Consider the following 26,634-nt stretch of genomic DNA (forward strand, 5'->3'; position numbering starts at 1 on the left):
AGTGTGTCGTGCGGTGGTCGGTGAGGGCCCGTCCGGGCATTCCCCCGAGGACGCCCGGGCGGGCCCACCGGGCCGCCGCCCCTTCCCCAGGAGGCGTGCGGCCCCTCTCCGGTCGACCCGCCTGCCCCCCGACGCGCCGGATCGACCGGAACCCAGCATGGCGCCGGGCGATAAACGAATGATGAACGGCGAGCCGCTTTGTCACACGGCCGGTACACGGTCCAGGAGTTCGCGCACCGTGGCCGCCTCGGACGCCCCCAGCTCCTCGTAGATGCGCAGGGCGTCCCGCCAGCACACCTCGGCGCGGCCGGTCTGGCCGGCGCCCGTCAGAGCGTGCCCCAGCACGGTGAGCACGTTGCCGCGGCGCCACTCCCCGCCGATGCCGCGCAGCACCGTCAGGGCCAGCTCCGCGTTGCTGGCGGCCTGGCCGAAGCGCCGCGCCGCGATGTCCACCTCGGCCAGCCGGAACAGGGTCATGCCCTCCCACAGCCGCTGCCGGCTCTCCCGGAACACGTCGAGGGCCTCGACGAGCCGGTCCGCCGCCTCGTCGAGGCCGCCGCTGCGGGTGAGCGCCATGCCCAGGGCGTACCGCCCGTTCGCGCCCCGCATGGAGTTGCCCATCGCGTCGTAGATCGCGATGCCCTGCTCGGCCAGGGCGACCGCGCTGCCGATGCGGCCGGTGGCGAGATGGATCCGGGAGAGGTTGCACAGGGCGCTGGCCTCACCGGGGCGGTCGCCCAGCGTGCGGAAGTGCTCGATGGCGTACGAGAGGTGCTCCTCGCCGTCCTCGTTGCGGCCCTGGTACAGGGCGATGATGCCGCGCGCGTTGCGTGCCCAGGACGCCGCGAGCAGGTCGTCGGCCTCCTGGGCCAGCCGGATCACGTGCCCGGCCTCCTCGTCGGCCCGGTCGAACCGGCCACCGTCCACATGCGCGTGGGCCAGCGTCATCAGGGCCCGCGCCCGCACCCGGGGCCCGCCGAACCGGTGCGCCGCCTCCAGCAGCACCTCGGCGGTCGCCGCGTACTCGCGCGGGTTGGCCCCCGACTCCGAGATGTCGAGCGCGGCCCACAGCAGGTCGACCGCCCGGTCGAGCGTGTCCGGGCGGGACGCCGACTGACGGGCCAGCGCCAGCAGGCAGTTCGCCTCCGTGTACAGCCAGTCCCGGGCCCGTTCGCGGTCCGGGAACGTCAGCCCCGGGTGGGCGGTCGGCGCGAGGTGGTCCACCAGCCGGTCGCCCGGACGCTCGGCCGCGTACACCCCCGCCGTCGTCGCCAGCGTGAAGTCGAGCAGGCGGGACAGCGCGCCCTCCCGTTCGCTCGGCGGCAGCTCGTCGCGCTCCGCGCAGGCACGCGCGTAGAGCCGGACCAGATCGTGGAAGCGGTAGCGGCCCGGTGCCGCCGACTCCAGCAGGGAGGTGTCCACCAGGGACTCCAGCAGGTCCTCCGTGTCGTCCGCCGGGAGGTCCAGCACCGCCGCCGCGGCCGCCAGCGACAGGTCGGGACCGTCGGCCAGGCCCAGCAGGCGGAACGCGCGGGCCTGGGCGGGCTCCAGCTGGCCGTAGCCCAGCTCGAAGGTCGCCTTCACGGCCAGGTCGCCCGCCTGCAGCTCGTCCAGCCGGCGGCGCTCGTCGGCCAGCTTGGCGGCCAGCACCGACACGGTCCAGGTGCGGCGGGCCGCCAGCCGGGAGGCCGCGATCCGGATGGCCAGCGGCAGGAAACCGCAGGCGGCCACCACGTCCAGCGCGGCCTCCCGCTCGGAGGCCACCCGCTCCTCGCCGACGATCCGGGTGAACAGGGTCAGCGCCTCGTCCGGCGACATCACGTCCAGGTCCACCAGGTGGGCCCCGGCCAGGTCCACCATCCGCACCCGGGAGGTGACCAGGGCCGCACAGCCCTCCGTGCCCGGCAGCAGCGGACGCACCTGGGCGGCGTCGCGCGCGTTGTCCAGCAGCACCAGCACCCGGCGCCCGTCCAGCACCGAGCGGTACAGCGCCGCCCGGTCCTCCAAGGAGTCCGGGACCGCCGAGTCGGGGGTGCCCAGGGCGCGCAGGAACGAGCCGAGGACGGTCTCCGGCTCCGCGGCCCGCGCGCCCGCCCCCTGCAGATCGACGTAGAGCTGGCCGTCCGGGAAGGCGGCCCGGGCCCGGTGGGCGACGTGCACGGCGAGGGTCGTCTTGCCGACGCCCCCGATCCCGGCCAGCGCGGAGACCGCCATCACCCGCCCCTCGGCCGAGGCGAGGGTCTCGCCGAGTTCGCGCACGAAGGACGCGCGCCCGGTGAAGTCGGGCACCGTGGCCGGGAGCTGGGCCGGCCGCACCGGGGCCGGAGCCGTCGGTTCGGGCGCCGGGGAGGACGGCTCCGCGAGGTGCGGGTCCGCGCGCAGGATGCGCTGCTGCAGGTCCTGCAGGCCCGGCCGCGGGTCGACGCCCAGTTCGTCGGCGAGCAGCCGCCGGGTGTCGGCGTACACGGCCAGTGCCTCCGCCTGGCGCCCGCTGCGGTACAGCGCCAGCATCAGCAGCTCGCGCAGCCGTTCGCGCAGGGGGTGGGCGGCGGTCAGCGCGGTCAGCTCGGAGACGGCCTCCGCGTGGCAGCCCTGCTCCAGGTCCATGTCCAGCCGCGTTTCGAGAAGTTGCAGCCGCCACTCCTCCAGCCGGACCCGCTGGGCCTCGGCGTAGGGGCCCGGCACCCCGGCCAGGGCCTCGCCGTCCCACAGTTCCAGGGCCCGGTCCAGGGCCGCGCGCGCCGCGCACAGGTCACCGGCGGCCCGCGCCTTCTCCGCGTCGGCGGCCAGCTCCTGCGCGACGACGAGGTCCAGCGCGCCGTCGGAGGGCAGACGCACCGCGTACCCGCCGGACTCGCTCAGCAGGACCCCCGGGTCCAGGACCTTGCGCAGCCGCGAGGCGTAGGTGCGCAGCGCCGCCAGCGCCTGGGAGGGCGGTTCCTCGCCCCACAGCGCGTCGATCAGCTCGGCCGCCGTGGCGGTGCGGCCCTCGCGCAGCAACAGGGCGGCCAGCAGGGCGCGTTGCTGCGGCGATCCGGTCGCGACGGGCTCCGTACCGCGCCGGGCGCGCACCGGGCCGAGCACGCAGAAGCGCAGCGCCGCGGGCTCCGCCGGGGAGCCGGGCCGCCGCTGCTCCGGCACTCGCGGCACACCGTCCATGCAGTCCCCCCATTGTCACTGAGCAACCACGCCAGTCTGCCTTGCACACGGCGGATGCGTCAGCCGTGGGAGACGCCGATCACACGGCGGCGCGTCCTGGTTCACAAGGTCTTTACAGCTTTCTGCGTGCTGTCGGGCCGTGGTGTCACTGCGGCCGCCCTTCCGGCCGCGCCGGGACCCCAGTTGACGGAGCGTCGGACACGGATCGCCGTGCCGTCCGGGCGGTTGTCCGGGGTTCCCGGGCGGTCTTCCGGGCGGGTGTCCGGGTCCGCGGGCGCCACGGCTCCCGGGCGGGGCCCCCCCCGCCGGCCGGCCGCCCGGTTCAGTCGTCGAGATCCACCCGCACCGTCAGCAGCTCCGCACCGAACGCCCGCACGGCGACGCCGTTGAGGCGGGGCAGGCGGCGCAGCCGGGCCACGGGGTCGTCGTCGGGCAGCAGCACGGCGGTGCCGGTGTACCAGCGGCCCCGCAGCCGTACCCGCACCCGGGGGTCGGCCTTGATGTTGCGCACGTACTGGGACCGCTCGCCGAACTCCGAGACCAGCCAGAACGCGTCCCCGGTGCGCCGGCCGCCCACCGGTGTGGTGCGGGGGAGCCCGGAGACCCGGCCGGTGGTCTCCAGGAGCGTCTGGAACGGCATCCGGCGCAGGACGGGGTTGATCCGGCGCTGGAAGGCAGTGGCGATGCGGTACTTGCGGACGGCTGGGAGTGTCATCCCGGCGAGGCTACCGACGGTCCGCGGTCCACCGGCGCCAAGAGGCGGAATCCCGCCACCCGCACGGACGGCCGTCGGGTCCCCGCCGCGCGCGGACGCCGCCGAGGGGCGGTGGCTCCGCACGGGCCTGTCCGACCGGTCGGTATGGACAGTCGGACGGGTCCCCGGTATGCATGAGGCGTCGTCCGCGTACGAAAGGCCGCCCATGCGCATCGCCGTCACGATCTTCCTCACCGACGAGACGATCAGCCCCGTCCGGCTCGCCCGCGAGCTGGAACAGCGCGGATTCGCCGGACTGTACCTGCCCGAGCACACCCACATCCCCGTCGAGCGGACCACCCCCTACCCGGCGGGCGGTGAGCTGCCCCGGGAGTACGGCCGCACCCTCGACCCCTTCGTCGCGCTCGGCCAGGCGGCGGCCGTCACCGAGCGGCTGGGCGTCGGCACGGGCATCACGCTGGCCGCCCAGCACGACCCGATCGACCTGGCCAAGCAGATCGCCACCCTGGACCACCTCTCCGGCGGCCGGTTCACGCTCGGCGTGGGCTTCGGCTGGAACGTGGAGGAGGCCGCCGACCACGGCGTCGACTGGCGCACCCGGCGCGAGCTGGTACGCGACCGGATGGGCCTGATGCGCTCCCTGTGGTCCGAGGAACCGACGTCGTACGAGGGCGAGTTCGCCAGCGTCCGGGCGAGCTTCGCGCACCCCAAGCCGGTGCAGAAGCCGCGCGGACCGGTGGTGGGGCCGCGCACCCTGATCGGCGGCGGCGCGGGACCGAAGCTGTTCGCGCACATCTGCGAGTACGCCGACGGCTGGCTGCCGATCGGCGGACGCGGCCTGTCCGAGTCGCTGCCCGCCCTGCGGACGGTCTGGGCCGACACGGGACGTGACCCGGACGCCCTCCAGGTGGTGCCCTACGCCGTCCACCCGACCCCGGGCAAGCTGGCGCACTACGCCGAGCTGGGCATCGAGGAGGCCGTGGTGCAGCTGCCGCCCGAGGGCGAGACGGAGGTGCTGCGGGCCCTGGACGCCGTCCAGCCGTTCGTCGACGGGAACGCCGGGTGACGGACTGCCCGGAGCGGCCGACGGGCGGCTGCCGCACGGGGCCGGAGGACGGAGGCCGCGCGGGACCGGAGCACGGCTGCCGAACGGGACCGGAGGGCGGAGGCCACGCGGGACCGGAGGACGGAGGCCGCAGAGGACCGGCGGACGCCCGCCGGTCCCGGCCGTGCCGCGCAGGGCCGGCGGACGCCCGCCCGCCGTGCGCACCGGCGGCGCACGTCCCGCGGGCCGTGCGGGAGTCGCGGCGCGGGAGGGCCCCGCGGGGGTCCCGGCGCCGGGCGTCCGCGGACGGTGGCCGGTGGCGGCCCCCGTCCGGCCCGATCACCCCGAACGTATGCTCAAGGAATGACGACTTCCGTGACCTCCGGAACCGGCGGCCCGACCGGGAACTCCATGCGGCGCGCCCTGAAGCGGGCCCGGGACGGCGTCTCCCTGGACGTCTCCGAGGCGGCGGTGCTGCTCCAGGCCCGCGGCGAGGACCTCCAGGACCTGTGCGCCTCGGCCGCCCGGGTGCGGGACGCCGGCCTGGAGGCGGCCGGGCGGCCCGGCGTCATCACGTACTCCAAGAGCGTCTTCCTTCCCCTGACACGGCTGTGCCGGGACAAGTGCCACTACTGCACGTTCGTCACCGTCCCCGGCAAGCTGCGGCGGGCCGGGCACGGGATGTTCATGTCGCCGGACGAGGTGCTGGACATCGCCCGCAAGGGCGCCGCCCTCGGCTGCAAGGAAGCCCTCATCACCCTCGGCGACAAGCCCGAGGACCGCTGGCCCGAGGCGCGCGAGTGGCTCGACGCGCACGGCTACGACGACACCCTCGCCTACGTCCGCGCCATGTCGGTGCGCATCCTGGAGGAGACCGGCCTCCTGCCGCACCTCAACCCGGGCGTGCTGACCTGGACCGACCTGCAGCGCCTCAAGCCGGTCGCGCCGTCGATGGGCATGATGCTGGAGACCACCGCGACCCGGCTGTGGTCCGAGCCCGGCGGCCCCCACCACGGCTCCCCGGACAAGGAACCGGCCGTGCGGCTGCGGGTGCTGGAGGACGCCGGACGCTCCTCGGTGCCCTTCACCTCCGGCATCCTCATCGGCATCGGCGAGACCCACGAGGAGCGCGCCGACTCCCTGTTCGCGCTGCGCCGGATCTCCCGGGCCCACCACGGCATCCAGGAACTGATCATCCAGAACTTCCGCGCCAAGCCGGACACCGCGATGCGCGGCATGCCGGACGCGGAACTCGACGCGCTGGTCGCCACGGTCGCCGTGGCCCGGCACGTCCTCGGCCCGTCCGCCTGCATCCAGGCCCCGCCGAACCTGGTGGACTCCGAGTACGGCCGCCTCATCGCGGCCGGCATCGACGACTGGGGCGGGGTCTCCCCGCTGACCATCGACCACGTCAACCCCGAGCGGCCCTGGCCCCGGATCGACGAACTGGCCGAGACGTCCCGCGCGGCCGGGTTCGAACTGCGCGAACGCCTCTGCGTCTACCCGGAGTTCGTGCGCCGCGGGGAGCCCTGGCTGGACCCCCGGCTGCGCCCGCACGTGGCCGCGCTCGCCGACCCGGACACCGGCCTGGCCCGCCCGGACGCCCTGCCGAAGGGCCTGCCCTGGCAGGAGCCGGACGAGGCGTTCACCGCCACCGGCCGCACCGACCTGCACCGCACCATCGACACCGAGGGCCGCACCGGCGACCGCCGCGCGGACTTCGACGAGGTGTACGGCGACTGGGAGGCCCTGCGCGAGGCCGCCGCCCCCGGGCTCGTGCCCGAGCGCGTCGACACCGACGTGCGCGCCGCGCTGAACACCGCCGCCGACGACCCGACCCGGCTCACCGACGCCGAGGCGCTGGCCCTGCTGCACGCCGACGGCCCGGCCCTGGACGCGCTGTGCCGCATCGCGGACGACGTGCGCAGGGCGGCGGTCGGCGACGACGTCACCTACATCGTCACCCGCAACATCAACTTCACCAACGTCTGCTACACCGGCTGCCGTTTCTGCGCCTTCGCCCAGCGCCGCACCGACGCCGACGCCTACACCCTCTCCCTGGACCAGGTCGCCGACCGCGCCCAGCAGGCGTGGGACGTCGGCGCGGTCGAGGTCTGCATGCAGGGCGGCATCCACCCGGACCTGCCCGGCACCGCGTACTTCGACATCGCGCGGGCGGTGCGCGCCCGCGTCCCCGGGATGCACGTGCACGCCTTCTCCCCGATGGAGGTCGTCAACGGCGCGACCCGCACCGGGATGTCGGTCCGCGAGTGGCTGACCGCGGCGAAGGAGGCCGGCCTGGACACCATCCCGGGCACGGCCGCCGAGATCCTCGACGACGAGGTCCGCTGGATCCTGACCAAGGGCAAGCTGCCCGCGGCGACCTGGATCGAGGTCGTCACCACCGCCCACGAGCTGGGCATCCGCTCCTCCTCGACGATGATGTACGGCCACGTCGACCAGCCCCGCCACTGGCTCGGCCACCTGCGCACCCTGGCCCGCATCCAGCAACAGACGGGCGGCTTCACCGAGTTCGTCACCCTGCCCTTCGTGCACACCAACGCGCCGGTGTACCTGGCCGGCATCGCCCGGCCCGGCCCCACCGTCCGCGACAACCGGGCGGTCACGGCCATGGCCCGGCTGCTGCTCCACCCGCACATCCCCAACATCCAGACGAGCTGGGTGAAGCTGGGCGCGGAAGGCGCGGCCGAGATGCTCCGCTCCGGCGCGAACGACCTCGGCGGGACGCTGATGGAGGAGACGATCTCGCGGATGGCGGGCTCCTCCTACGGCTCCTACAAGTCGGTCAAGGACCTCGTCGCCGTGGCCGAGGCGGCCGGCCGCCCGGCGAAGCCGCGCACGACGCTCTACGGGGAGGTCCCCGAGGAGCGCAGGCGCGCGGCGGAGGCGTCCGACGGGCACCTGCCGGAGCTGTTGCCGGTGCTGGACTGAGCGGCGGGCAGGGACCCGGCCGGGAGGCGGGAGAGCGGCGGCGGCCTCGGGATCCGCGGGCAGCGCGAGCGGGGCCGCCTCCGGCCGGGGCGAGCCCGGGGACGGGCCGAGGGGGCTCGGAAACGGGCAGTAGGATGATCCGACCTCCGGTTTCGGGGGCCGGAACTCCGCCGACCGAGGAGATGCGTACCGTTGCCTGCCCGTCTTCCCTCGTGGGCCTGGGTGACCGGGCTGACCGCGGGTGCGCTGGCCGTGGTGGCCGTCCTCGCGGTGCAGGCGGACCAGGGCCCCAAGCCGAGGCCCGCCGCCACGAGCGCCCCCAGCGCGTCCGCGACGGCCGACGACCCGAAGCCGTCCGCCTCCCCCTCCCGGAAGAACCCGGAGGCCGTACCGGCCGACTCCGGCACCGGACGCCGCGTCGTCTACTCGCTCGGCCTGAAGCGCGTGTGGCTGGTCGACGCCAGCGACGCCGCCCGCCGCACCTTCCCGGTCTGGCCGGGGACGGTCGACCCGGAGCCCGGCAGCTACACGATCGGCACCCGCACCGAGGCCACCACCGGCAGCGACGGGGTCCAGGTCGAGCACATCATGTACTTCGCCGCCAGGGCGGGCGTCTCCATAGCGTTCTCCAACGCCGTCGACGGCTCGTCCCCGCCGCCCGCGGAGCCGGGCGCCAAGACCGGCGGCATCCGCGTCCCCAAGGAGGACGGCACCGCCCTGTGGGCCTTCGGCACGGCCGGCACCACCGTACGGGTGGTCGAATAACCCTCTGCCGTACCGGCCCCTGCGACAGATGAGCGCGTCGGCGTCACCGAGGACGAGGGGGACGGCCGGCGGCACGGGGCCGGCTGTCGACGCGGGGCCCGGCCGCGCGGCGCAGACGCACCGGCCCGGTGGCCCGGAGCGCCGAACGTGAGCCGTTCCGACGGAACTTGCCCCCGCCCGAGCACCCGCGCCACCGGTTCCCGTTCCACGCGCACGGCAGCACGGGCGCCGGCAGGACCCGGCTGCTCCGCGAGGCCGAGCGGATCGCCGTGACCGGGGCACGTCGACGGCCCACGCCGACGAGAGCGCGGGCGACGTCCCCGAGGAGGCCCTGGCCGGCCTGGACCGCGCCCTGCAGCTCAGCCCCGCCTCCACCTGGGCCCGCACCCGGTACGACGAGGTGGTCCGCGACCTCGCGGGCCCCGGCCCGGACGACGCGGCCCCCGTGGCGTCGGTGCCCGCCGGGCGAGGGCACGCCCGCCGGCGCTCCCACGCCCCCGGCAGCCCGGGGACACGGCCCGCCCGGGACGCCGCAAACCGGCCGGACGGGCACAGCCGCGACCACTCGGGCCCCCGGGTCCATACCGCTCCGCGCCCGTGAGCCGCCCGTCCCCGTTCGATTACAGTGCTGGGCGTCGTACGTGTGCACGGTGTCCTGGGAGGTCTGGGTGGGTGCGACGACCGGGCCCGTGTGGGGGCGCCGCGAGCAGCAGGACTTCCGCAGCCGGGTGCGCGGAACCCTGCTCGGCGTGGCCCTCGGGGACGCGCTGGGCGCGCCCGTGGCGGCCCTCACCACCGACGCCATCCGCGAGGCGCACGGCGCCGCCGGGGTCGTCGACCTCGGCACCGCCTACGGCCGCCGAGGCGCCGTCACCCACCTCACGCAGCTCACCCTGTTCTCCGTGGACGGGCTGATCCGCGCCCAGGTGCGCCGCGACACCGGCGCCTGGCACCCGCCCACCGACCTGCACCGGGCGTACCTGCGCTGGGCCACCACCCAGCGCGACTGGGGGCCCGACGAGCGCCGCAAGGACGACGGCTGGCTGGCCCGCGAGGAGTGGCTGTACGCCCGCCGGGACCCGGCCCGGGCCCTGCTGCTGGGCCTCGGCGACGACACGATGGGCACCCCCGAGGCCCCCAAGAACCCCGGCGACCCCGGCCCGGAGGCCGCCGCCCGGTCCGCGCCCTTCGGGCTGCTCGTCGGCTGGGAGCCGAACCTGGTCGCCCAGCTCGCCGTCGAGTGCGCGGCGCAGACCCACGGCCACCCCGACGCCTGCCTCGCGGCGGGCGCGTACGCGGTGACCGTGCACGCGCTGGCCCGGGGCGAGAGCCCGGACGCGGCCGTGCAGAGCGCCCTCGCCCTGCTGTCGGCCCTGCCCGGCCACGACACCGTCTCGAACGCCCTCCAGCAGGCCCTGGGCGCGGTCCGGCAGGGCATGCCCACCCCGGAACGCGTCTCCCGGCTGAGCGGCACCGGCACCGCGGCGGAACTGGTCGGCGCCGCCGTCTACTGCGCGCTGGTCGCGGAGGACGTGCGCCACGGCCTGTGCCTGGCCGTCAACCAGGACGGGCCGAGCGCCGTCGCCGGGGCGCTGACCGGCGGACTGCTGGGCGCCCTGCACGGCGAGACGGCCCTGCCCCCGGCCTGGCTCGCCGAGCTGGAGGGCCGCCCCACCGTCCTGGAACTCGCCGACGACTTCGCCATGGAGATGACCCAGGGCGCCGCCCTGCACAGCCCCACCGCCTCCTCCGCCGCCTGGCTGGCCCGGTACCCGCGCGCCGTCTGAGCGCCGCGGCCCCGCCGGACGGGCCGGGCCGCGACCGGCGGGCACCCGGGTGCGGCCGGGGGCGCCCGGCACCGGTCAGCGCAGTTCCTCCGGGCACGGCGTACCCCGCGACCACTTGTACGGCGCCGCCAGCCGGTAGGTGCCCGGCTCGGGCGCGAGCAGCACCGTCCACATGTCGCCGTTGGCGTCCTCCTCCGTCTCCATCAGGCAGCCGTTGACGTTCTCGTACGTCGCCGGCTCACCCTCCGGACGGTTCTCGGACTCCTCGGTCTCCCGAGGCGGCTCCAGCGCCGTGCCCTCGGCGTCGACCAGGCCCAGCCACGGCGAGTACGGGACGCGGATCAGCACCCGCCCCGCCTTCTCCACCCGGATCGTCATCGCACCCTGCTCGGCCCGCTCGACCGCCGCGTTCGGCTCGGCCAGCGGCGTCGGGTCGACCACCTCGAACAGCTGCCAGTTCGCGTCGCCCCAGACCTGCTTCAGGTACGGCAGCCCGCGCTGCACCAGCTCCCGCTCCCGCTCGCCGCCGTCCCCGTCCGGCTCGTCCTTGGGCAGCACCACGTAGTGCACGGCCCAGCGCTTCAGCCACTCGTGGTAGTTCGCCGAGTTCAGGGTGTCGTCGTAGAACAGCGGGTTGCGCTCCATGTCGGCCTGCCGGTTCCAGCCGCGGGCCAGGTTGACGTACGGGGCGAGCGCGGACGCCTCCCGGTGCGAACGGGCCGGCACGACCTCCACCCGGCCCCGCTCCGCGCCGACCTCCTGGAGCTCGTTCACCAGCGGCGCCAGCTCCCGCGCCCAGGACGCCGCCGGGGTGGTGTGCACGACGTCGTCGACCGACTTGAACCCGATCCACACCGTGAAGCCGACGAACGCGACGACGATCGCGTACCACTTCCGGCTCCGGGGCACCGCGAACGGCAGGGCCGCCACCAGCACCACGCCCGCGAACAGCATCGCCAGCCGCGTCATGTTGGAGCCGATCTGCGAACTGATCAGCCAGACCAGCACCACGCCCAGCCCGTACACCCCGGCCGTGATCCGCACCGTCCGCCACTCCCGGGGCACGAGGAACACCACCAGGACCGAGTACACCAGCGGCAGGATCACCGAGCCGAACCCCATCGGCTGCGTGCCGGAGAACGGGAACAGCCAGGCCGACAGCGCCACCACCGCGGTCGGCGCCAGCCCCAGCGCCCACGCCCCCGGCCGGCGCTTCTGCAGGAACAGCGCCACCGCCACCAGCCCCACGAACAGACCGGCCACCGGCGAGGCCATCGTCGCCAGCGCCGCCAGCGGGGCCGCGCACAGCGCCTTCGCCCACCGCTTGTAGCGCCAGCGGTACGGCCAGCAGAAGACGACGGCGACCGCGCCCAGCGCGAACATCGTCCCCAGCCCGTACGTCACCCGCCCCGAGGCCGCGTTGCACAGCAGCGCGAACACGCCCGCGAGCGCCGCCCACAGGGGGTTGCGCACACTCCGGCTGCGCATCAGGACCAGGGTCAGCAGCCCGGCCGACACGGTCCCGGCGATCATCATCGTCGTCCGCACGCCGAGCAGGGACATCAGATACGGGGACACCACGCTGTACGACACCGGGTGCATGCCGCCGTACCAGGCCAGGTTGTACGCCTGGTCCGGGTGGCGGCCGACGAACTCGGCCCAGGCGTCCTGCGCCGCGAGGTCGCCGCCGCTGTTGGCGAAGGTGAAGAACCAGACGATGTGCAGGACCCCGGCGAGCGCGGTGACGGACAGCACCGGGTGCCGCAGCATCCGGGCCCGTACGGCCCGCACCGGGCGGGGCAGACGGGACCCGTCGGGGCGGCCGGGGCGGCCGGGGGCGGGGACGGGAGCGGAGGCCGGGCCCGCGGGCGCGTCGGAGGCGGCAGGTCCGGGCCGCTCCGGGGACGCGGCCGTGCCGGAGGCGGAGGCGGAGGCGGGGGCGGGGGCGCAGCCGGTGGCGGCATCGGCTGCGGCTCCGGCAGTGGCACCCGTATCGGTGCCGGCGCCTGTATCGGTACCGGTGCCTGTATCGGTACCGGCGCCCGCATCGGCACCCGGGCCGGTCTCAGCCCCGGGGGCGTGCCGGTCCGCCGGGCGGTGTCGTGCTCCGGGCGTGGGTATTCGCGCACCCGAGGCCGGGCCCGGATCGGCGTCGTCGGCGCGTGTCGGCTCCGCAGTGGCCACCTGTAGGCACTCCCCGTGTCCCGTCTTCTGTTCGCGGCAGCGTCCCGTCCGCCGTGGTGTCCACCACCGCGTTCCGGGGACCGGCGACCTGCCCGATTCGTGACGCTAGCACGCACCCCGCCGGCCGTCCCCCGCGGTGGAGGACGGCCGGCGGACGGGGCGTGCCCGCGCCTCGCCGTCGATCAGGCGAGACGCGTCAGCTTGGCCGTGAAGCCGGGCTCCACGAGATCGTCCTGAAGGGCGACGGGCACCTTGACGGCGCTGCTCGTGCCGTCCCCCACGGTCAGCGAGCCGACCTTGGTCCCCGCCTTCGCCTCGTGCGGCACCTCGTCCGCGGCGAACGTCAGCTCCACCGACAGCCCGGCCCAGCCCACGGCCTTCACGTCCTCGGTCACCGCGACCGGCGTACGGCCGCCGAGCCCGTCGTCCACGTACCCGACGACCTCGCCCTTCTTCAGGATGGTCGCCGACTCCAGCGCGTCCTGCGCGGCCCGGATCAGCTCGTCGCCCGCGGTCAGCGCCGCGCTCAGGATGGTGTTGTCCTTCCCCCCGGCGGGCTGGCGCACCACGGCGCCCACGATGGTCCGCATCTCGCCGTCGACGTCCTTCTTCGCGGCGAACAGCAGGTTGCCCAGGGCGGAGGTGGTGGTGCCGGTCTTGATGCCGACCACGTTGTTGTGGCCGACCAGCTGGTTCCAGTTGGAGTGGTTGACGCCCTTGTAGTCGTCGTACGACATCATCGCGGCCACCTCGCGGAAGGCGGGCTGCTTCATCGCGGCCCTGCCCAGCTTCACCTGGTCCACGGCCGTGGAGACGGTCGTGTTGTTCAGGCCCGAGGGGTCGGTGTACGTCGTGTTGGTCATGCCGAGGTCCTCGGCGGCGGCGTTCATCTTCTCCACGAACGCCTTCTCCGACCCCGCGTCCCACCGCGCGAGCAGGCGCGCCACGTTGTTCGCGGACGCGATCAGGATGCTCTCCAGCGCCTCCCGCTGGGAGATCTCGTCGCCGGCGGTGACGTCGACGGTGGACTCCTGCCCGGCGTCGGACTGCTTCTCCGCCGCGTCGTCGATCTTGATCATCGGGCCCTGTGCGCCGCTCTTGAGCGGGTGGTCGCGCAGGATCACGTAGGCCGTCATGACCTTGGCGACACTGGCGATCGGCACCGGCTTCTGCTCACCGGAGGACCCGAACGAGCCGATGCCCTGCACGTCCAGCGCCGCCTGCCCGTCGGCCGGCCAGGGGATGTCGACCTTGCCGCCCTCGAAGGTGAAGCCGTCCTTCGCGGTGAGTTCGAGCGTCGGTTCGGGCAGTGGACGCATGTTCTGTACGACCGCAAAGATGATCACGAGCAGCAGGACCAGCGGGGTCCAGATCTTCACCCGCCGCACGGCGGTCCGCAGCGGCGTCTCCGGCGGCGGCGGGGTGTTGGTCAGCTCGGCCAGCAGGTCCAGCGGCGGCTTCGGCGGCAGCGGCTGCTGCGTGGTCCGCTCCGGCTCCACCTGCGGGAGCGCCGAGGTGGGCTCGGAGGGCGGCGCGGCCGGCATCACGGTCCGCAGGGCGGTGGTCGCCTCGGTGACCGGCGGCTTGCGGGTGCCGGGGTCGTCCAGCGGCTTGAGCGCGACGAACTTGCTGGTCCGCTCCGCGGGCGATTCGGCGGGGACTCCGTCCGCGCCGGACGCGTCGCCCCGATCGGCGGCCCGGTCCTCCGGGCCCTCGTCGCTCTCCTCGCCCGCCGGAGCCTTGCCGTTTCCCGCGGCCTGGCCGGCCTGCCGGGGCGGGGCGGAGGCCTCCTCGGCGGCGTCCTGGCCGTCCTTGCCGTCCTGGCCATCCTGGCCGTCCTGGCCGTCCTTGGGGGACGCGGTGGCCGCGTCACCCAGCTTGAGCATGGTGGTGGGCTGGTCGACGCGGGGCGTGGAGGGCCGGGGCGTGCGGAACACGGCCGTGGGCTGATCGACGGGACGCTCGCGTCCCGCGTCCCCGGTCGCGCCGCGCTCTTCCCCGCCGGACGCGCCTTCGTCCTCGGCGTCCTCGGCGTCCTCGGTGTCCTCGGCGTCGGTGTCCTTGCGGTCCTCGCCGTCGTCGCCGTCGTCGGTTTCTGCGTCGTCCGGCGCCCTCGGTGCGACATCGCTGTCACCGGTGGCGTCGTCGGCGTCGGCGTCTGCATCGGTGCCGGCCTTGCCCTCGGTGGTCCTGCCGGGCGCGCCGGAGGCCCGGGAGGCGGCCGTGGCGGCCTTCGGGGCGTCCCCGGGGGACGAGACCTCGTCGGCGTGGGTCTCGTCGTCGGCAGCGCCGTCCAGGGGCTTCGCGGGCCCGGAGGAGTCGGACGCGGCGGACGGGTCGGAGGCGGCGGAAGGCTCGGCGTCCGGCTCGCCCGCGGTGTCCGTGGTGCCGGCAGCGTCCTTGGTGTCCGCTTCGGCGTCCTCGTCGGCCGGGACGTCGGCGGCGCCGCTCTCGCCGCCGGTCCGGCCGCCGGCGGCGCCCTCGCCGGCGGCACCGCTCCCGGGGGCCGCGTCGTCCTGGTCCTGGTCCGCCGTGCGGACCCACGCGGCCACGGCCTGGCGCAGCCGGGCGTCGCCCGTCGCCACAGCAGAATCGTCACGCTCGCCGGCGCCGTCGTCGTCGGCACCGTCACGCGCGCCGCCGGGGGAGTCCTGGGCGTCGCCGGAGGAGTCCTGGGCGTCGGCGGAGTCCTCGGCGTCCGCCGCCGGCTCCGCGTCCGACGCGGTTTCCGCAGCACCGCTCCGTGCGGCCTCTCCGGCACCCTCGGCGTGCTCGGCACCCTCGGCGTCATCGGCGCCCTTGCCGGTCCCGCCGTCCTGCTCCCGCTGTTCCCGCGCCTCGCGCACCGACAGCACGCGGGTGGCCGTGTCGACCCCGCCCCGCGTCGACGAGCCCGACGCCCCGGAGGAGCCCGAGGCGGACGAGGAGGGCTCCCGCGTCACCGCCAGCCGGGGATCGCGCTTCTCGGCGGAACTCTCCGCCTCGCTCCTGGCCTCGGGAACCGGACCCGCGCTCCCCGGCGTCGGTTCTTCCGACGACGCACGCTGCTTCGACCTGTCGGGGGACTCGCCCGCCACCGATGCCTCCTCCATGTGCCGCACGCCGTGCGTGCGCCAACCGAACCGTGAACCGCCGCCCGCGACAGCGCTTGGCAGCGCTGTCCGAACCATGTACCAGTGTCCTGTGTGCGGGCCTGCCCCACGTGGTAGACGAGGACGACATACCTACCGGTTCCCTTACGAACCGGTCACGCGCCCTCGACAGACCAATGTGAGAGGGGTCACCCTGTCAGACATCCACGCGGGGAGGCATGGATGGGCAGGAGCCGCAGAACACTTCCGGAGGAGCTTCTGTTGCTCGCACTGGACCCGACCACGGGTACCACTGCGCAGCCGCAGTCGCTCGACCTCGGTCTGGCCGGAGCACAGCTAGTGGAGCTGGCGCTGGCCGGACGGATAGCCCCAGACGGGGATCGTATCGCCGTGGTGGTACCACGGCCGACTGGAGATCCGACACTGGACAGTGCGTTGGAGCTGCTGCGCAGGCGCGGCGCTCCGGTACGGGCCGTCCACTGGATAGGCGGGCCCCGTCTCGGGCTCCGCCAGACCTACCTCTCGCATCTGGAGCGGTGCGGCATGGTGCATGCCGTGGCGGGACAGATGTGCGGGGTGCTGCCGACGACTCGCTACCAGGCGACGGACACCGAGATCAGCCGGGAGATCAGGGCCCGGCTGGACTCCGCGATCCGGACCGGCGTGCCGCCGGACCCGCGGACCGCCGCGCTCGCCGCACTGGCGCACGCGGTGGGTCTCGGCAAGCACCTGTACCCGGGGAACGAGGGCCGGTCCTCGCGTTCCCGGTTGCGGGACCTGATCCGGCACGACCCGATGGGCGGCCTCGTGGCGCACGCCGTGATGGACGTCCAGAACGGCGTGGCCGCGCAGCCGCGCCGCAGCCCGGCGTCGGCGGCCGCGCGGCAGCCCGGTGCGGGCGGCAGGGGCACGGCGGAGCCCGCCCGAGGAGTGCCGACCCAACCGCGCCGCGGGTCCATGACGCGCGTGGTGGCCCACTGACGCGCGGGGTGGCCCGCTGACGACGCGTGGTGACCCCTGAACGGACGACGTCCCCGACTCAGGGGCCACCCGCCGCGCGTACGGGCCGCCCACGGCGTGAAGGACGGGCCGTCCCGCGCCGTGACGCGGCACGGACGGCACGCACGTCCGGGCGCCGGGCCACCCGAGAGGTGTCCGGGCGGTCCGGCGACCCGCGTCCGTCCGCCGCTGACACGGACCCGGTCACGGGAGCACGCCGACCCGTCCACGGGAGCGCTCGGACCCGGTCACGGGAGCCGCTGCCGGGCGGGGCGGTGAGGGCGAGAGCCCCCCGCCGCCCCGCCCGGCGTGCCCGCGACCGGCCCCCGGTACGAGTCGAACACGACGTCACCCGACGCCCGTTGCGGCACCCCGTCGGAGGGGTGACCGTGCGGAGCCGTCGCACATCCGCCCGTTTCCCAGCGGCGGGAAGCACCTTGGTGGCAATCTGCTGAACAGCAGATACGCATAGTGGCAAGTACGAGCAAGTACGAGGCACGCAGCCGGAGGTGCACGTCCCGTGGCGTCCAATGTCAATCCCACCGTCAGGCGACGCCGGCTGGGCCAGGAGTTGCGCAGGCTCCGCGAGCTCAAGGGCATGACGGCGGAGGAGGTGGCCGAGCGGCTGCTGGTGTCGCAGTCGAAGATCAGCCGCCTGGAGAACGGCCGGCGCAGCATCAGCCAGCGCGACGTCCGCGACCTGTGCGGGGTCTACGAGGTGGAGGACCAGCGCATCGTCGAGTCGTTGATGCAGATGGCCAAGGACTCCCGTCAGCAGGGCTGGTGGCACGCCTTCGGCGACATCCCGTACAGCGTCTACATCGGCCTGGAGACCGACGCCGAGTCGCTGCGTGTCTACGAACCCCAGATCATCACCGGCCTGTTGCAGACCCGCGCCTACGCCGAGGCGATCGTCCAGGGCGGTTCGCCGGAGTCCACCGAGCAGGAGAACGACAAGCGGGTGGAGGTGCGCCTGCGCCGGCAGAGCCGCATCACCGCCGAGACGGAGCCGCTGCGGCTGTGGGTGGTGCTCGACGAGGCGTCGCTGCACCGGGTCGTCGGCAGCCGCCAGATCATGCGGGAACAGCTGGAGCACGTCATGGAGTTGAGCCAGCTGCCGCACATCACCGTGCAGGTGCTCCCCTTCGAGGTCGGCGCGCACGCCGGGATCAACGGCCAGTACTCGATCCTGGAGTTCGCCGACGCGGCCGACTCGAGCGTGGTCTACATCGAGGGCGTGACGAGCGACCTGTACCTGGAGAAGCCGCACGACGTGCAGAAGTACACCGTGATGTACGAGCACCTGCGGGCCCAGTCGCTGAACGTCGAGCAGTCCCGGCAGCTGGTGGAACGCGTCGCCAAGGACTACGCGCGCTGACCGTCCGCCGGGCGCCCGGACGGGGCGGAAGGGGTTCCTGGCGGAGGCGGGGCGGAATCATACAGGTCTGCCATGCCTGCACGTCCTGCTCATCCGGAATATGCCATCCGGTCGAGTGAACGGCTGCTCCGAAAGAGGATGTTGGCGAGTAGCGTCGATCACGCCAATCAGCACGACAGGTTGGCGCAATCCGTTCTGCGGGTCCATGCCGGAACGCGCAGGCCGGTGACAGCAACTCAGCAACTGGCTACGGAGCGATCATGGCAATTCGTCTGGGCGCCACGGAAGCGTGGAAGACGTCCTCCTACACCAACAACAACGGCGCCTGCGTGATGGTCAGGTCCACCACCGAGGCGGCGCTGGAACTCGGGGACACCAAGATCCCCGAGGGCCCGAAGCTGGCCTTCCCCGCGGACGCGTGGAGCGCCTTCGTCGCCTCGGTGAAGCCCTGACCGGACGCCAGAGTCACCGGAATCCCCGGTGACGGCGCCGGGGGTGCGGCGCCCGCGGCACCACGCCGGCACGCACCCTCACCACGGGTACACACCCCACCGTCGTACCCGGCGCCACCGGCGCACCCGGCACCAGCACGACCGGTACCGCCCGTCCTGGGTACCGATCGGGGTCCGGGCGGTGCCAGGGTGCACGGAGCCCTCTCGTCGAGTCCGCCGTCCTTGCCGAGAGGGCCCGGCCCGTGACCGGGCCGAGCCCGCCGCTCAGCGGCCCGTCACCGGGAAGGCGTCACGGGGAAGGCGACGTCACACACCGGGTCCTGCGGACCGGCCGCGTCCCAGTCCGCGAAGTACGTCTCCCGGCAGGGTCCCGCCGCCGACAGCCCCTCGGCCGCCATCCACTCCTCCACCGCCTCGAACGCGGCCAGGATCTGCGGGTGCGCCACCTGCGCCTTGGTGATCCGGGTCCGGGCCAGCCGGTGGGCGGGTTCCACCCGCACCCGCGCCCCACGGGCCGCGCCCGCGCGCTCCGCCCACCGGCGGGCCGCCGCCTCGTCGGCGACCGGCACGCACGCCTCGGCAGGGCCGTCGCTCTCCTCCGACACCTCGGCGTGATAGACGACGAACGGCGCACCGGTCACGCCCCCGCACCCGTGGGCCGCCTCCTCCAGCCGGCTCAGCGCGGCACCGATCCAGGCCGGCAACTCGTCCGCCAGCGTGTGCCGCGTCTCGGTGATCAGTACCTGTTCGGGCATGTCCACCGTGTCGACCTCGAACTTCCCGTACATCTCGGAGCTCCTCCCCGACAAGCGTCCACGGAGGTACTCGGCGAGCGTCCGCTGACCGGCGACCCGTGTCTCGACGTCCGCCCAGTAGGCGGCGAGCCGCTCGGCCGCCAGACCGCCGTCGCCCGCGTCGACCACCTCGGCGATCCGCGCCAGGGGCATGTCGAGCTGCCGCAGCAGCGCCACCAGCCGGGCCCGTTCCACCTGCCCGGCCCGGTAGTACCGGTAACCGGTCAGGTCGTCGACCCGCGCAGGGGCCAGCAGCCCCAGCCGGTCGTACAGGCGCAGCGCCTTGGCCGACAGCCGTGCCCGGGCCGCGAACGCCCCGATGCTCAGCAGTTCCTCGTCCACCGGATCCCTCCGTCACCGGGCGGTCCGTCCGCCCGGCACCGCACACGCTGCGCCCTGCCCCAAGGGCAAGGTCAACGATGCCGGGGAACCTCCACGAGGCGTTCGTCGCGCGGGCAGCCGGGGGACCACCGGTGGCCACCGCCGGCCCCCGCCGCGTGGCCGGTGGCGGCACGGGGTCGCCCTTGGGGGAAGCGCGGCCGGTGGCCGTGTGCGAGGCCGTGTACGTGGCCGTGTACGTGGCCGTGTACGTGGCCGTGTACGGAAGCCCGGCTCGCGCAGGCACCGCGTCGGCACCGCGCCCCGCCCGGCCTCCGGCGGGACACCGTCGTCGCCGCCCCACCCCCGGCCCGGGCCACCCGCCGCCGTCCGACGGGTACCGGTCCGGCCCGCGCCCGATGGTCACCTCACCGCGGTCAGGCGAGGGCGCTCTCCACCGCTGCCACGACCTCCGCCGACTCCGGCTCGGTCTGCGGCGAGAACCGGGCGAGCACCTTGCCGTCCCGGCCGATCAGGAACTTCTCGAAGTTCCAGCGGATGTCGCCGCTGTGGCCCTCGGCATCGGCGAAGCCGACCAGCCGCTCGTACAGGGGGTGCCGTCCCTTCCCGTTGACCTCGACCTTCTCGGTCATCGGGAAGGTCACGCCGTAGGTGGCCGAGCAGAACTCCGCGATCTCCTCGGCGGTGCCGGGCTCCTGCCCGAGGAACTGGTTGCAGGGCACCCCGAGCACCGTGAACCCCTGCCCGGCGAACCGCTCGTGCAGCCGCTCCAGACCGGCGTACTGCGGCGTCAGCCCGCACTTCGAGGCCACGTTCACCACCAGCACGGCCTGCCCGCTGTACTGCGCCAGCGCGGCGGAGCCGCCGTTCAGCGCGTCGATCTCCACGTCGAGGGGGGAGCTGCCGTTCGTCGATTCAGTCGTCATGCCCGGATGCTAGCCCCGGCCACCCCCGCCCCGTACGCCGGCACCGGCCGCCCTGTCCTCCCCGACCGCCCCGTCCAGGGACCGGCCGGTACCCGGGAACCGTGCGGTCCCCGCTCGGGCCTGGCGCGCCCGCGCCCCTCTCAGGGCCCGGTCACGGACCTGTCGCATCGGGCGAGCCAGGTCCACCGGGCCAGCGCCCCCACGGTCAGTGACACCAGGACGGCGCCCTCGTCGATGACGTGCGGGAGTCCGGGACAGAACCCGAAGAACACCAGCCCCGCCACCAGCCCCAGGAGGAAGGCGACGGTCCCGCCCCGCTGTCGACGCACACCCCGGGTGGACCGTGTGCCCCGCGCCTGCTGTTCGTTCATGCCGGCTCACCTCGTGACGGGGGTGACGTGGCACCGACACCCGCACCGCACCTCGTTCCTCATGCACCGCAAGACGGGCGCACACAGCGGCTCAACGAGCCGGCACCCACCGGGGCAACGTCCAGCGGGGCACCGACTGCGGTGGCGCGTGGATCGCGGAGCGCAGGGCGCGGGACCGGGGGCGGGGGCGGGGTCGGGCTCCGGTTCTCGCGCCTCCCGCGCCCGGCCGGTGCGCCTGTGCCCGACCGGGTCCCTGGTGCCCGACGGGATTCCCCTGCCCGACCCGCTGAGCCCGTGCCGGACCGGACATGCGGTGCCCGACCGGTGTGCGCATCGGGCGAGGTCAGTCCGTTTCCTCGGGCGGGTCCCCGCCCTCCAGCAGGCGCTCGGCGATGTCGTCCGCCCATTCCTGGGCCCAGCGCCGGATCGCGCCGGCCGTCGGCGGGTCGATGCCGAGGGCGCGGAACTCGGCGTCGTCGAGCCAGTCCGTGCCGGTGAGGCGTGACTGGAGGTCGACGAGGTCGAACGTGTCGGGAGCGTGGCGGCGGCCGAGCTCCTCCAGCTCGGGGCGGCTCCACAGCCGGGCGGCGGCGTGCACGTCGATGAGGTCGCGCGGCAGGCCCCGGTCCGCCAGGGCGCGGACCGTCGTGCCGACGAGGTCCTCCAGGGAGAGCGTGGGCCCCGCCGTCGTCTGCACGGGCGGCCGCCACAAGACCTCCTTGCGGAGGTCGGCCCGGCACTCCGTGCCGGTCGCGGGGTCCCCGGCCAGCAGGCGGGCGCCGAGCGGGTCGGCCTCCACCACGGTGACCGTCCAGCCGCACCCCTCCAGCCCGGCCCGTACCCCGGCGACGATGTCCGGCATCCCGGCCGCGTGCTCGGTGGCCACGTCGACACCTCCGGTGAGGCGGTCCACCAGCCCGTGCGCCCGGACCGCGTCCCCGCCGGCCAGGACCAGCCCGTACGGCGCCCCGACCGCCAGGACATCGGCCCGCAGCCGTTCGTGCACGGGGTTCGTCCCGACTGCTGCAGAGGCCATGGCCCGATTATCGTCCGCCCCCGCCGACCGGCTCGGACGGCGGGGGCGGACGGGTGAGCAACGGCGTCCCGGTCTACGGCTTGCGCGCGACCCCGCAGAAGGCGTCGACGGCCTTGTTGTCGTCCTCGGCACCGTCGGGCTCGGGGCGCCACTCCGGCACCCGCACGACACCCGGCTCCACCAGTTCCAGTCCGTCGAACAGTCCGGTGATCTCCTCGACGCTGCGGACGTGGTACGGCACCGCGCCGCTGGCGTTGTAGGCGTTGGAGGCCGCGATCATGCCCTCGCTGGTCGCGGTGCTGTCGGAGATCACCAGGTGACTGCCCGAGGGGAGCCCCGCCATGAGGCGCCGTACGAGATCACGTGCCTGCTCGTAGTCCGCAACGTGGCCGAGCGTGTTGAGGATCATCAGGCCGATGGGCTGGGACAGGTCCAGCGTCTCGCCGGCGGCACGCAGCACCGACTCGGGGTCGTACAGGTCGGCATCCAGGTACGCGGTGCGGCCCTCGGGCGTACTGGTCAGCAGGGCGTTGGCGTGGGCGAGGACGATCGGGTCGTTGTCGACGTAGACGATGCGCGACTCGGGCGCCGCGCGCTGGGCCACCTCGTGGGTGTTGTTCGCGGTCGGCAGCCCCGTACCGATGTCCAGGAACTGTCGCACGCCCTGCTCGGTGATCAGATGACGGACGGCCCGCCCGAGGAAGAGACGACTGGAGTGCGCGACGTCGACCAGCCCCGGGAAGATCTCCTTGATCTGCTCCCCGATCTGCCGGTCGACCTTGTAGTTGTCCTTGCCGCCGACGAAGTAGTTCCAGAAACGGGCCGAGTGCGGCCTGCTGGTATCGATCCGGGCACGTGTCTCGAACCCGGCACTGTCCTGGGCGATGTCCTCCGACACGGCTGAGCCTCCTACGCGGTGAGCAAACAGTGCGACCAACCTACGTCAAACTGGCTGGCCCGGGCCCCAGTTGACGGTACTTCGGCGGCCTCCCCCGCGGCTGGGAGGCGCTGCTCCGGGCGCCGGGTGCGGGCGTGCTCCCGCCGGTCGTTCACGGGTGCCGGTCCGGCGTGATCCGTGCCCTTCGGGCCGCGCGGGCCGGCGGGGGGTCGGGGGTCCGTGAGCGCGGGCTGACCGAGGTGCGGGGCGGGCGGGCTCCGTGAGCGGGATGCCAGTGCACGCGGCGGCACGCAGCGGTGCTCGACCGGTGCTCGATCGGTCAGGCGGGGCGTGCCGCCGTGCTGTGCCGGGCCCACACGTTGTCGAGGGAGGCGGGGGGCCGACGAGGCGGGGGCGGGGCCGGCGCGATGCGACGGGTGCGGTGCGACCGTGCGATGTGACGGGTGTGGTGCGCTGCGACGGCTCGGCGCTGCTGGGATCGGCCGTGCCCTGCCTGGGGGCATGCCCCGCGGGGTCGGCTTGCGCGGGGCGGCGGCGCACGCGCTGGGGCGCTGGGCGCTCCCACCCTGAGGCGGACGGCCGTCGGCCCAGGTCTGCGCCGATGCCCGGGCCGATGCTCGGACCAGGGGCGCTGCTGCGGCGGCCGGCACCACAGGCGTCCGGCGTCGCACGGGGCCGGCCGTTCCGGCCTGCCGCGGCGCATAGCCCGCCCAGTCAGGTCGCTTCAGGAGCCGTTCCGGCCCTGCCCGCCCTGTCGGTTCTGTCCGCCCTGCCGGCCCTGTCGGCCGCGTCGGTCGCTGCGGTTGTTCCGTCCGTTGCGGCCGCTCCGGTCGCTGCGGTCGCTCCGGTCGTTCCGTCCCGTTCGGCCGTCCGCGGGCCGCCCGCGGGACCGGCCGGCGGACGGCGGGCGGGACGTCGCCGGGGGCGTCAGGTCCTCGTCCTCCGGGAAGTCCGCCAGGTCGTCCGCGTCGGGGAAGTCCGGCAGGTCCGGCGCCTGGAAGGGGTCCGTCGCCGGAACCGGCAGGGTCGTGGCGGCGTGGCGGGGCGTCCCCTCCGGGTTGGAGAAGAGCAGGGTCGAGTCGATGAAGGGTCTCCCATTCGGTGCGGGTCCGCGGCGCGGACCCGGTGTGCCGTGACCGGGCACAACGGTGGCGCCGCCCGGCGGTGTGGTCCCGGAGGCGGCGGGGCGGTTCGGCCGCCCTGGTCGGACGCGCTACAGCTTGGTCATCTTGTGGTACGGGCTCAGGATCCGCTCCTGTCGCGAGCCGAAGTCCACGAGCGCGGCGATGCCGTCCTCGATGCCGAGGACGCGGCCGAGACCGTACATGTCGTGCGTGACCTGGTCGCCCACCGTGAACTCCTTGGGCGGCGGCGCGACCGGGGCCTTGAAGGGGCTGGTGGGCAGATATCGCTTCGATGCACCTGGCTTAGTCATTGCCACCAGTATGCGCCCGGAGACGGCACCCTGGTGAGGCCGTTCCGGTTGCTTGTTGGTCACATACCCCGTGACCGGAGTCCCATGCGCACCGCCCGCCCCCTTCCGGTCACCGGTAAGGCGTCCGCCGACGGACCCGGCCCGGGGCCTCGGCCGCCGGCCGTCGTCAGCGGCGCAGGCGCGTGTTGAGCTGGGCGGCCCGGCGGGTCAGGTGGTCGCGTTCGGCCAGGTCGGACGCCTTGCGGGCGGCTTCCGCGTAGAGCTGTGCGGCCTTCGGGAGGTCGCCGTCCCGTTCGTGGAGATACGCCGTCACAGCGGTGTACCGGGGCAGGGACGGGTCCAGTCCGGCCAGTGCCGCCAGTCCGGCCCGCGGCCCGTCGGCCTCACCGACGGCGACCGCGCGGTTGAGCCGGGCGACGGGACTGTCGGTCAGCCGTACGAGTTCGTCGTACCACTCGACGATCTGCACCCAGTCGGTCTCCTCGGCGCTGGGCGCGTCCGCGTGAAGCGCGGCGACGGCGGCCTGTGCCTGGAACTCACCCAGCCGGTCGCGGGCCAGTGCCGCCTGGAGGATGCCGATCCCCTCGGCGATCATGCGGGTGTCCCAGCGCCCGCGGTCCTGCTCGGCGAGCGGCACCAGGCTGCCGTCGGGCGCGGTCCGGGCGGCCCGCCGGGCCTGGTGGAGCAGCATGAGGGCGAGCAGTCCCGCCACCTCCGGGTGGTCCACCTGGGCCGCGAGCTGCCGGGTGAGACGGATCGCCTCGGCGGTGAGGTCCACGTCACCGGAGTAGCCCTCGTTGAACACCAGGTACAGCACCCGCAGCACCGTGGCGACGTCGCCGGGCCGGTCGAACCGCACGCCGGAGACCGTGCGCTTGGCCCGGCTGATGCGCTGCGCCATGGTCGCTTCGGGCACCAGGTAGGCGCGGGCGATCTGGCGGGTGGTGAGCCCGCCGACGGCGCGCAGGGTGAGCGCCACGGCCGACGACGGGGTCAGCGACGGGTGGGCGCACAGGAAGTACAGGTGGAGCGTGTCGTCGGCGGCGGGCGCGGGGCCGGGCGCCGGTTCCTCCTCGACGAGGTCCTCGCGCCGGCGGCGGGCGGCGTCCGCGCGGGTGGCGTCGAGGAACTTCCGCCAGGCCACCGTGACCAGCCAGCCCTTCGGATCGCGCGGAGGGCCGGACGGCCAGCCGCGCACCGCCTCGACCAGCGCCTCCTGCACCGCGTCCTCGGCCGCCGCGAAGTCGGCTCCGCGGCGGACGAGGACGGAGAGCACGCTCGGCGTGAGGGTGCGCAGCAGGGACTCGTCCATGGATGACGTCACTCCGTGATGGTGGGCGGCTCGGTGAGGAACGGGCGCAGCTCCAGCCACTCGTGGATGGGCTTCCCGCCCGCGCCGGGGGCGGCCGACAGTTCCCCGGCCAGTTCGACGGCGCGCTCGTGGGTGTCGACGTCGATCACCATCCAGCCGGCGATGAGGTCCTTCGTCTCGGGGAACGGGCCGTCGGTGACCGGAGGGCGCCCTTCGCCGTCGTACCGGACCCAGGTTCCCTCCGGGGCCAGCGCCTGGCCGTCGACGAACTCCCCGGTCCCTTCCAGCCGGGCCGCGAAGTCGTTCATGTACTGCACGTGCGCCGAGATCTCCTCCGGCGTCCACTGCTCCATGGGCACGTCGTTGACCGCGGCCGGGGCTCCCCGGTAGTGCTTCAGCAGCAGGTACTTGGCCATGGTGTCTCCTCGTTCCGGTGCGCCCCTTGTGGGTCGCGTTCACCCCTGGGACGGAGCGGGCCACGCGTTCTCGACATCCCCCGCGGAACCATTTTCCGGCGGCTTCCTCCCGGCGTTCAGTCGTCGCTGCGCGGGCGGGCCGAGCGCTGGGACACGGGCGGCTCGGACGGACCGCGCAGCGAGCGCCTGGCCGTGTGCCAGGCCTCGAACAGTTCGGGCAGCTGGCGGAGGAGCGCGACCGCGAGCATGACGCACAGACCCAGGAAGCCGAAGACGGCCAGAACGAGCAGAGTGACGGAATTCCAGTCCACGAGGCGGGTGTCCCTTCCCGCGAGATCGGATCATCGGGGCCCACTTGTTCCGGCCGGAGTCCGGACGGAAAAGGCGGCTGCCTCGCCTTTCCTGGAGGTTAGGGGTGTGACAAGTTGAATACAAGACCTGGAGACAAACGGAATGGGGCGGCGTGGGTTCCCGTGGCATCGGGCGTCACATGGGTCCGTCCAGGAACCGTCGCCTCTCCGCTTTCCACTGGGGAAACGGTTCTTCGCTGGAGTGCGCGGGGGTGGGGGGAGGCGGCGG

Annotated in this window: 20 protein-coding genes; 7 read left to right on the top strand and 13 right to left on the bottom strand. The window is 74.4% G+C overall.

Translation table 11 applies throughout. From position 1 onward, the window contains the following. Nucleotides 1-201: 201 nt before the first annotated feature. Nucleotides 202-3,159, bottom strand: coding sequence for an AfsR/SARP family transcriptional regulator (locus ACSU53_RS17765; RefSeq protein WP_437028910.1), 2,958 nt, complete (start codon nucleotides 3,157-3,159; stop codon nucleotides 202-204). Nucleotides 3,160-3,481: 322 nt separating this feature from the next. Next, nucleotides 3,482-3,874 carry a nitroreductase/quinone reductase family protein gene (locus tag ACSU53_RS17770; RefSeq protein WP_437028912.1) on the bottom strand — a complete coding sequence of 131 codons (393 nt, stop codon included), beginning with the start codon at nucleotides 3,872-3,874 and terminating at the stop codon, nucleotides 3,482-3,484. Nucleotides 3,875-4,079: 205 nt separating this feature from the next. Between ACSU53_RS17770 and ACSU53_RS17775 the strand changes: the two genes are divergently transcribed. From ACSU53_RS17775 to ACSU53_RS17790, 4 genes are all read left to right on the top strand, one after another. Next, nucleotides 4,080-4,940, top strand: coding sequence for an LLM class F420-dependent oxidoreductase (locus ACSU53_RS17775; RefSeq protein ID WP_437028914.1), 861 nt, complete (start codon nucleotides 4,080-4,082; stop codon nucleotides 4,938-4,940). A 342-nt stretch (nucleotides 4,941-5,282) separates the two neighbouring features. Then, a complete protein-coding gene (locus ACSU53_RS17780) occupies nucleotides 5,283-7,871 on the top strand; it encodes a bifunctional FO biosynthesis protein CofGH (protein WP_437028916.1) in 2,589 nt (862 codons plus the stop codon). Between the two features lie 192 nt (nucleotides 7,872-8,063). Beyond that, nucleotides 8,064-8,636, top strand: coding sequence for a hypothetical protein (locus tag ACSU53_RS17785; RefSeq protein ID WP_437028918.1), 573 nt, complete (start codon nucleotides 8,064-8,066; stop codon nucleotides 8,634-8,636). Between the two features lie 668 nt (nucleotides 8,637-9,304). Beyond that, on the top strand, nucleotides 9,305-10,423 hold the full coding sequence (locus tag ACSU53_RS17790) for an ADP-ribosylglycohydrolase family protein (protein ID WP_437028920.1): 1,119 nt from the start codon (nucleotides 9,305-9,307) through the stop codon (nucleotides 10,421-10,423). A 75-nt stretch (nucleotides 10,424-10,498) separates the two neighbouring features. Here the strand turns inward: ACSU53_RS17790 and ACSU53_RS17795 are convergent, their stop codons facing one another. Both ACSU53_RS17795 and ACSU53_RS17800 read right to left on the bottom strand, forming a co-directional pair. After that, the gene (locus ACSU53_RS17795; protein ID WP_437028922.1) at nucleotides 10,499-12,607 is read right to left on the bottom strand and encodes an MFS transporter; all 2,109 of its coding nucleotides are present in this window, start codon (nucleotides 12,605-12,607) and stop codon (nucleotides 10,499-10,501) included. 182 nt (nucleotides 12,608-12,789) lie between these two features. Next, nucleotides 12,790-15,684 carry a D-alanyl-D-alanine carboxypeptidase gene (locus ACSU53_RS17800; protein WP_437028923.1) on the bottom strand — a complete coding sequence of 965 codons (2,895 nt, stop codon included), beginning with the start codon at nucleotides 15,682-15,684 and terminating at the stop codon, nucleotides 12,790-12,792. 237 nt (nucleotides 15,685-15,921) lie between these two features. Between ACSU53_RS17800 and ACSU53_RS17805 the strand changes: the two genes are divergently transcribed. The 3 genes from ACSU53_RS17805 to ACSU53_RS17815 all read left to right on the top strand — a co-directional run bounded on the left by ACSU53_RS17805 (nucleotide 15,922) and on the right by ACSU53_RS17815 (nucleotide 18,528). Continuing rightward, complete coding sequence (locus tag ACSU53_RS17805; protein WP_362099555.1) at nucleotides 15,922-16,680, top strand: GOLPH3/VPS74 family protein; 759 nt, start codon at nucleotides 15,922-15,924, stop codon at nucleotides 16,678-16,680. A gap of 538 nt (nucleotides 16,681-17,218) precedes the next feature. Continuing rightward, nucleotides 17,219-18,076, top strand: coding sequence for a helix-turn-helix domain-containing protein (locus ACSU53_RS17810; protein ID WP_437028926.1), 858 nt, complete (start codon nucleotides 17,219-17,221; stop codon nucleotides 18,074-18,076). A 260-nt stretch (nucleotides 18,077-18,336) separates the two neighbouring features. Beyond that, on the top strand, nucleotides 18,337-18,528 hold the full coding sequence (locus ACSU53_RS17815) for a DUF397 domain-containing protein (RefSeq protein WP_362099549.1): 192 nt from the start codon (nucleotides 18,337-18,339) through the stop codon (nucleotides 18,526-18,528). Nucleotides 18,529-18,803: 275 nt separating this feature from the next. Here the strand turns inward: ACSU53_RS17815 and ACSU53_RS17820 are convergent, their stop codons facing one another. From ACSU53_RS17820 to ACSU53_RS17860, 9 genes are all read right to left on the bottom strand, one after another. Next, the gene (locus ACSU53_RS17820) at nucleotides 18,804-19,664 is read right to left on the bottom strand and encodes a MerR family transcriptional regulator (RefSeq protein ID WP_437028928.1); all 861 of its coding nucleotides are present in this window, start codon (nucleotides 19,662-19,664) and stop codon (nucleotides 18,804-18,806) included. A 413-nt stretch (nucleotides 19,665-20,077) separates the two neighbouring features. Beyond that, nucleotides 20,078-20,587, bottom strand: a complete 510-nt coding sequence (locus ACSU53_RS17825) for a glutathione peroxidase (protein ID WP_437028930.1) — start codon at nucleotides 20,585-20,587, stop codon at nucleotides 20,078-20,080. A gap of 140 nt (nucleotides 20,588-20,727) precedes the next feature. Continuing rightward, entirely contained in the window at nucleotides 20,728-20,958 is a 231-nt protein-coding gene (locus tag ACSU53_RS17830; RefSeq protein ID WP_437028932.1) for a hypothetical protein, read from the bottom strand. A gap of 343 nt (nucleotides 20,959-21,301) precedes the next feature. Continuing rightward, entirely contained in the window at nucleotides 21,302-21,994 is a 693-nt protein-coding gene (locus ACSU53_RS17835; protein ID WP_437028934.1) for a nucleotidyl transferase AbiEii/AbiGii toxin family protein, read from the bottom strand. 73 nt (nucleotides 21,995-22,067) lie between these two features. Next, the gene (locus ACSU53_RS17840; RefSeq protein WP_437028936.1) at nucleotides 22,068-22,892 is read right to left on the bottom strand and encodes an SAM-dependent methyltransferase; all 825 of its coding nucleotides are present in this window, start codon (nucleotides 22,890-22,892) and stop codon (nucleotides 22,068-22,070) included. A gap of 1,213 nt (nucleotides 22,893-24,105) precedes the next feature. Beyond that, nucleotides 24,106-24,327, bottom strand: a complete 222-nt coding sequence (locus ACSU53_RS17845) for a CarD family transcriptional regulator (RefSeq protein WP_362099531.1) — start codon at nucleotides 24,325-24,327, stop codon at nucleotides 24,106-24,108. 166 nt (nucleotides 24,328-24,493) lie between these two features. Further along, nucleotides 24,494-25,639, bottom strand: a complete 1,146-nt coding sequence (locus ACSU53_RS17850) for an RNA polymerase sigma factor (protein ID WP_437033253.1) — start codon at nucleotides 25,637-25,639, stop codon at nucleotides 24,494-24,496. Nucleotides 25,640-25,647: 8 nt separating this feature from the next. Beyond that, entirely contained in the window at nucleotides 25,648-26,055 is a 408-nt protein-coding gene (locus ACSU53_RS17855) for a YciI family protein (protein WP_437028938.1), read from the bottom strand. A gap of 116 nt (nucleotides 26,056-26,171) precedes the next feature. Beyond that, on the bottom strand, nucleotides 26,172-26,366 hold the full coding sequence (locus tag ACSU53_RS17860; protein ID WP_437028940.1) for a hypothetical protein: 195 nt from the start codon (nucleotides 26,364-26,366) through the stop codon (nucleotides 26,172-26,174). Between the last annotated feature and the right edge of the window lie 268 nt (nucleotides 26,367-26,634).

Source organism: Streptomyces sp. enrichment culture, from assembly GCF_964273255.1.
Classification (GTDB): domain Bacteria; phylum Actinomycetota; class Actinomycetes; order Streptomycetales; family Streptomycetaceae; genus Streptomyces.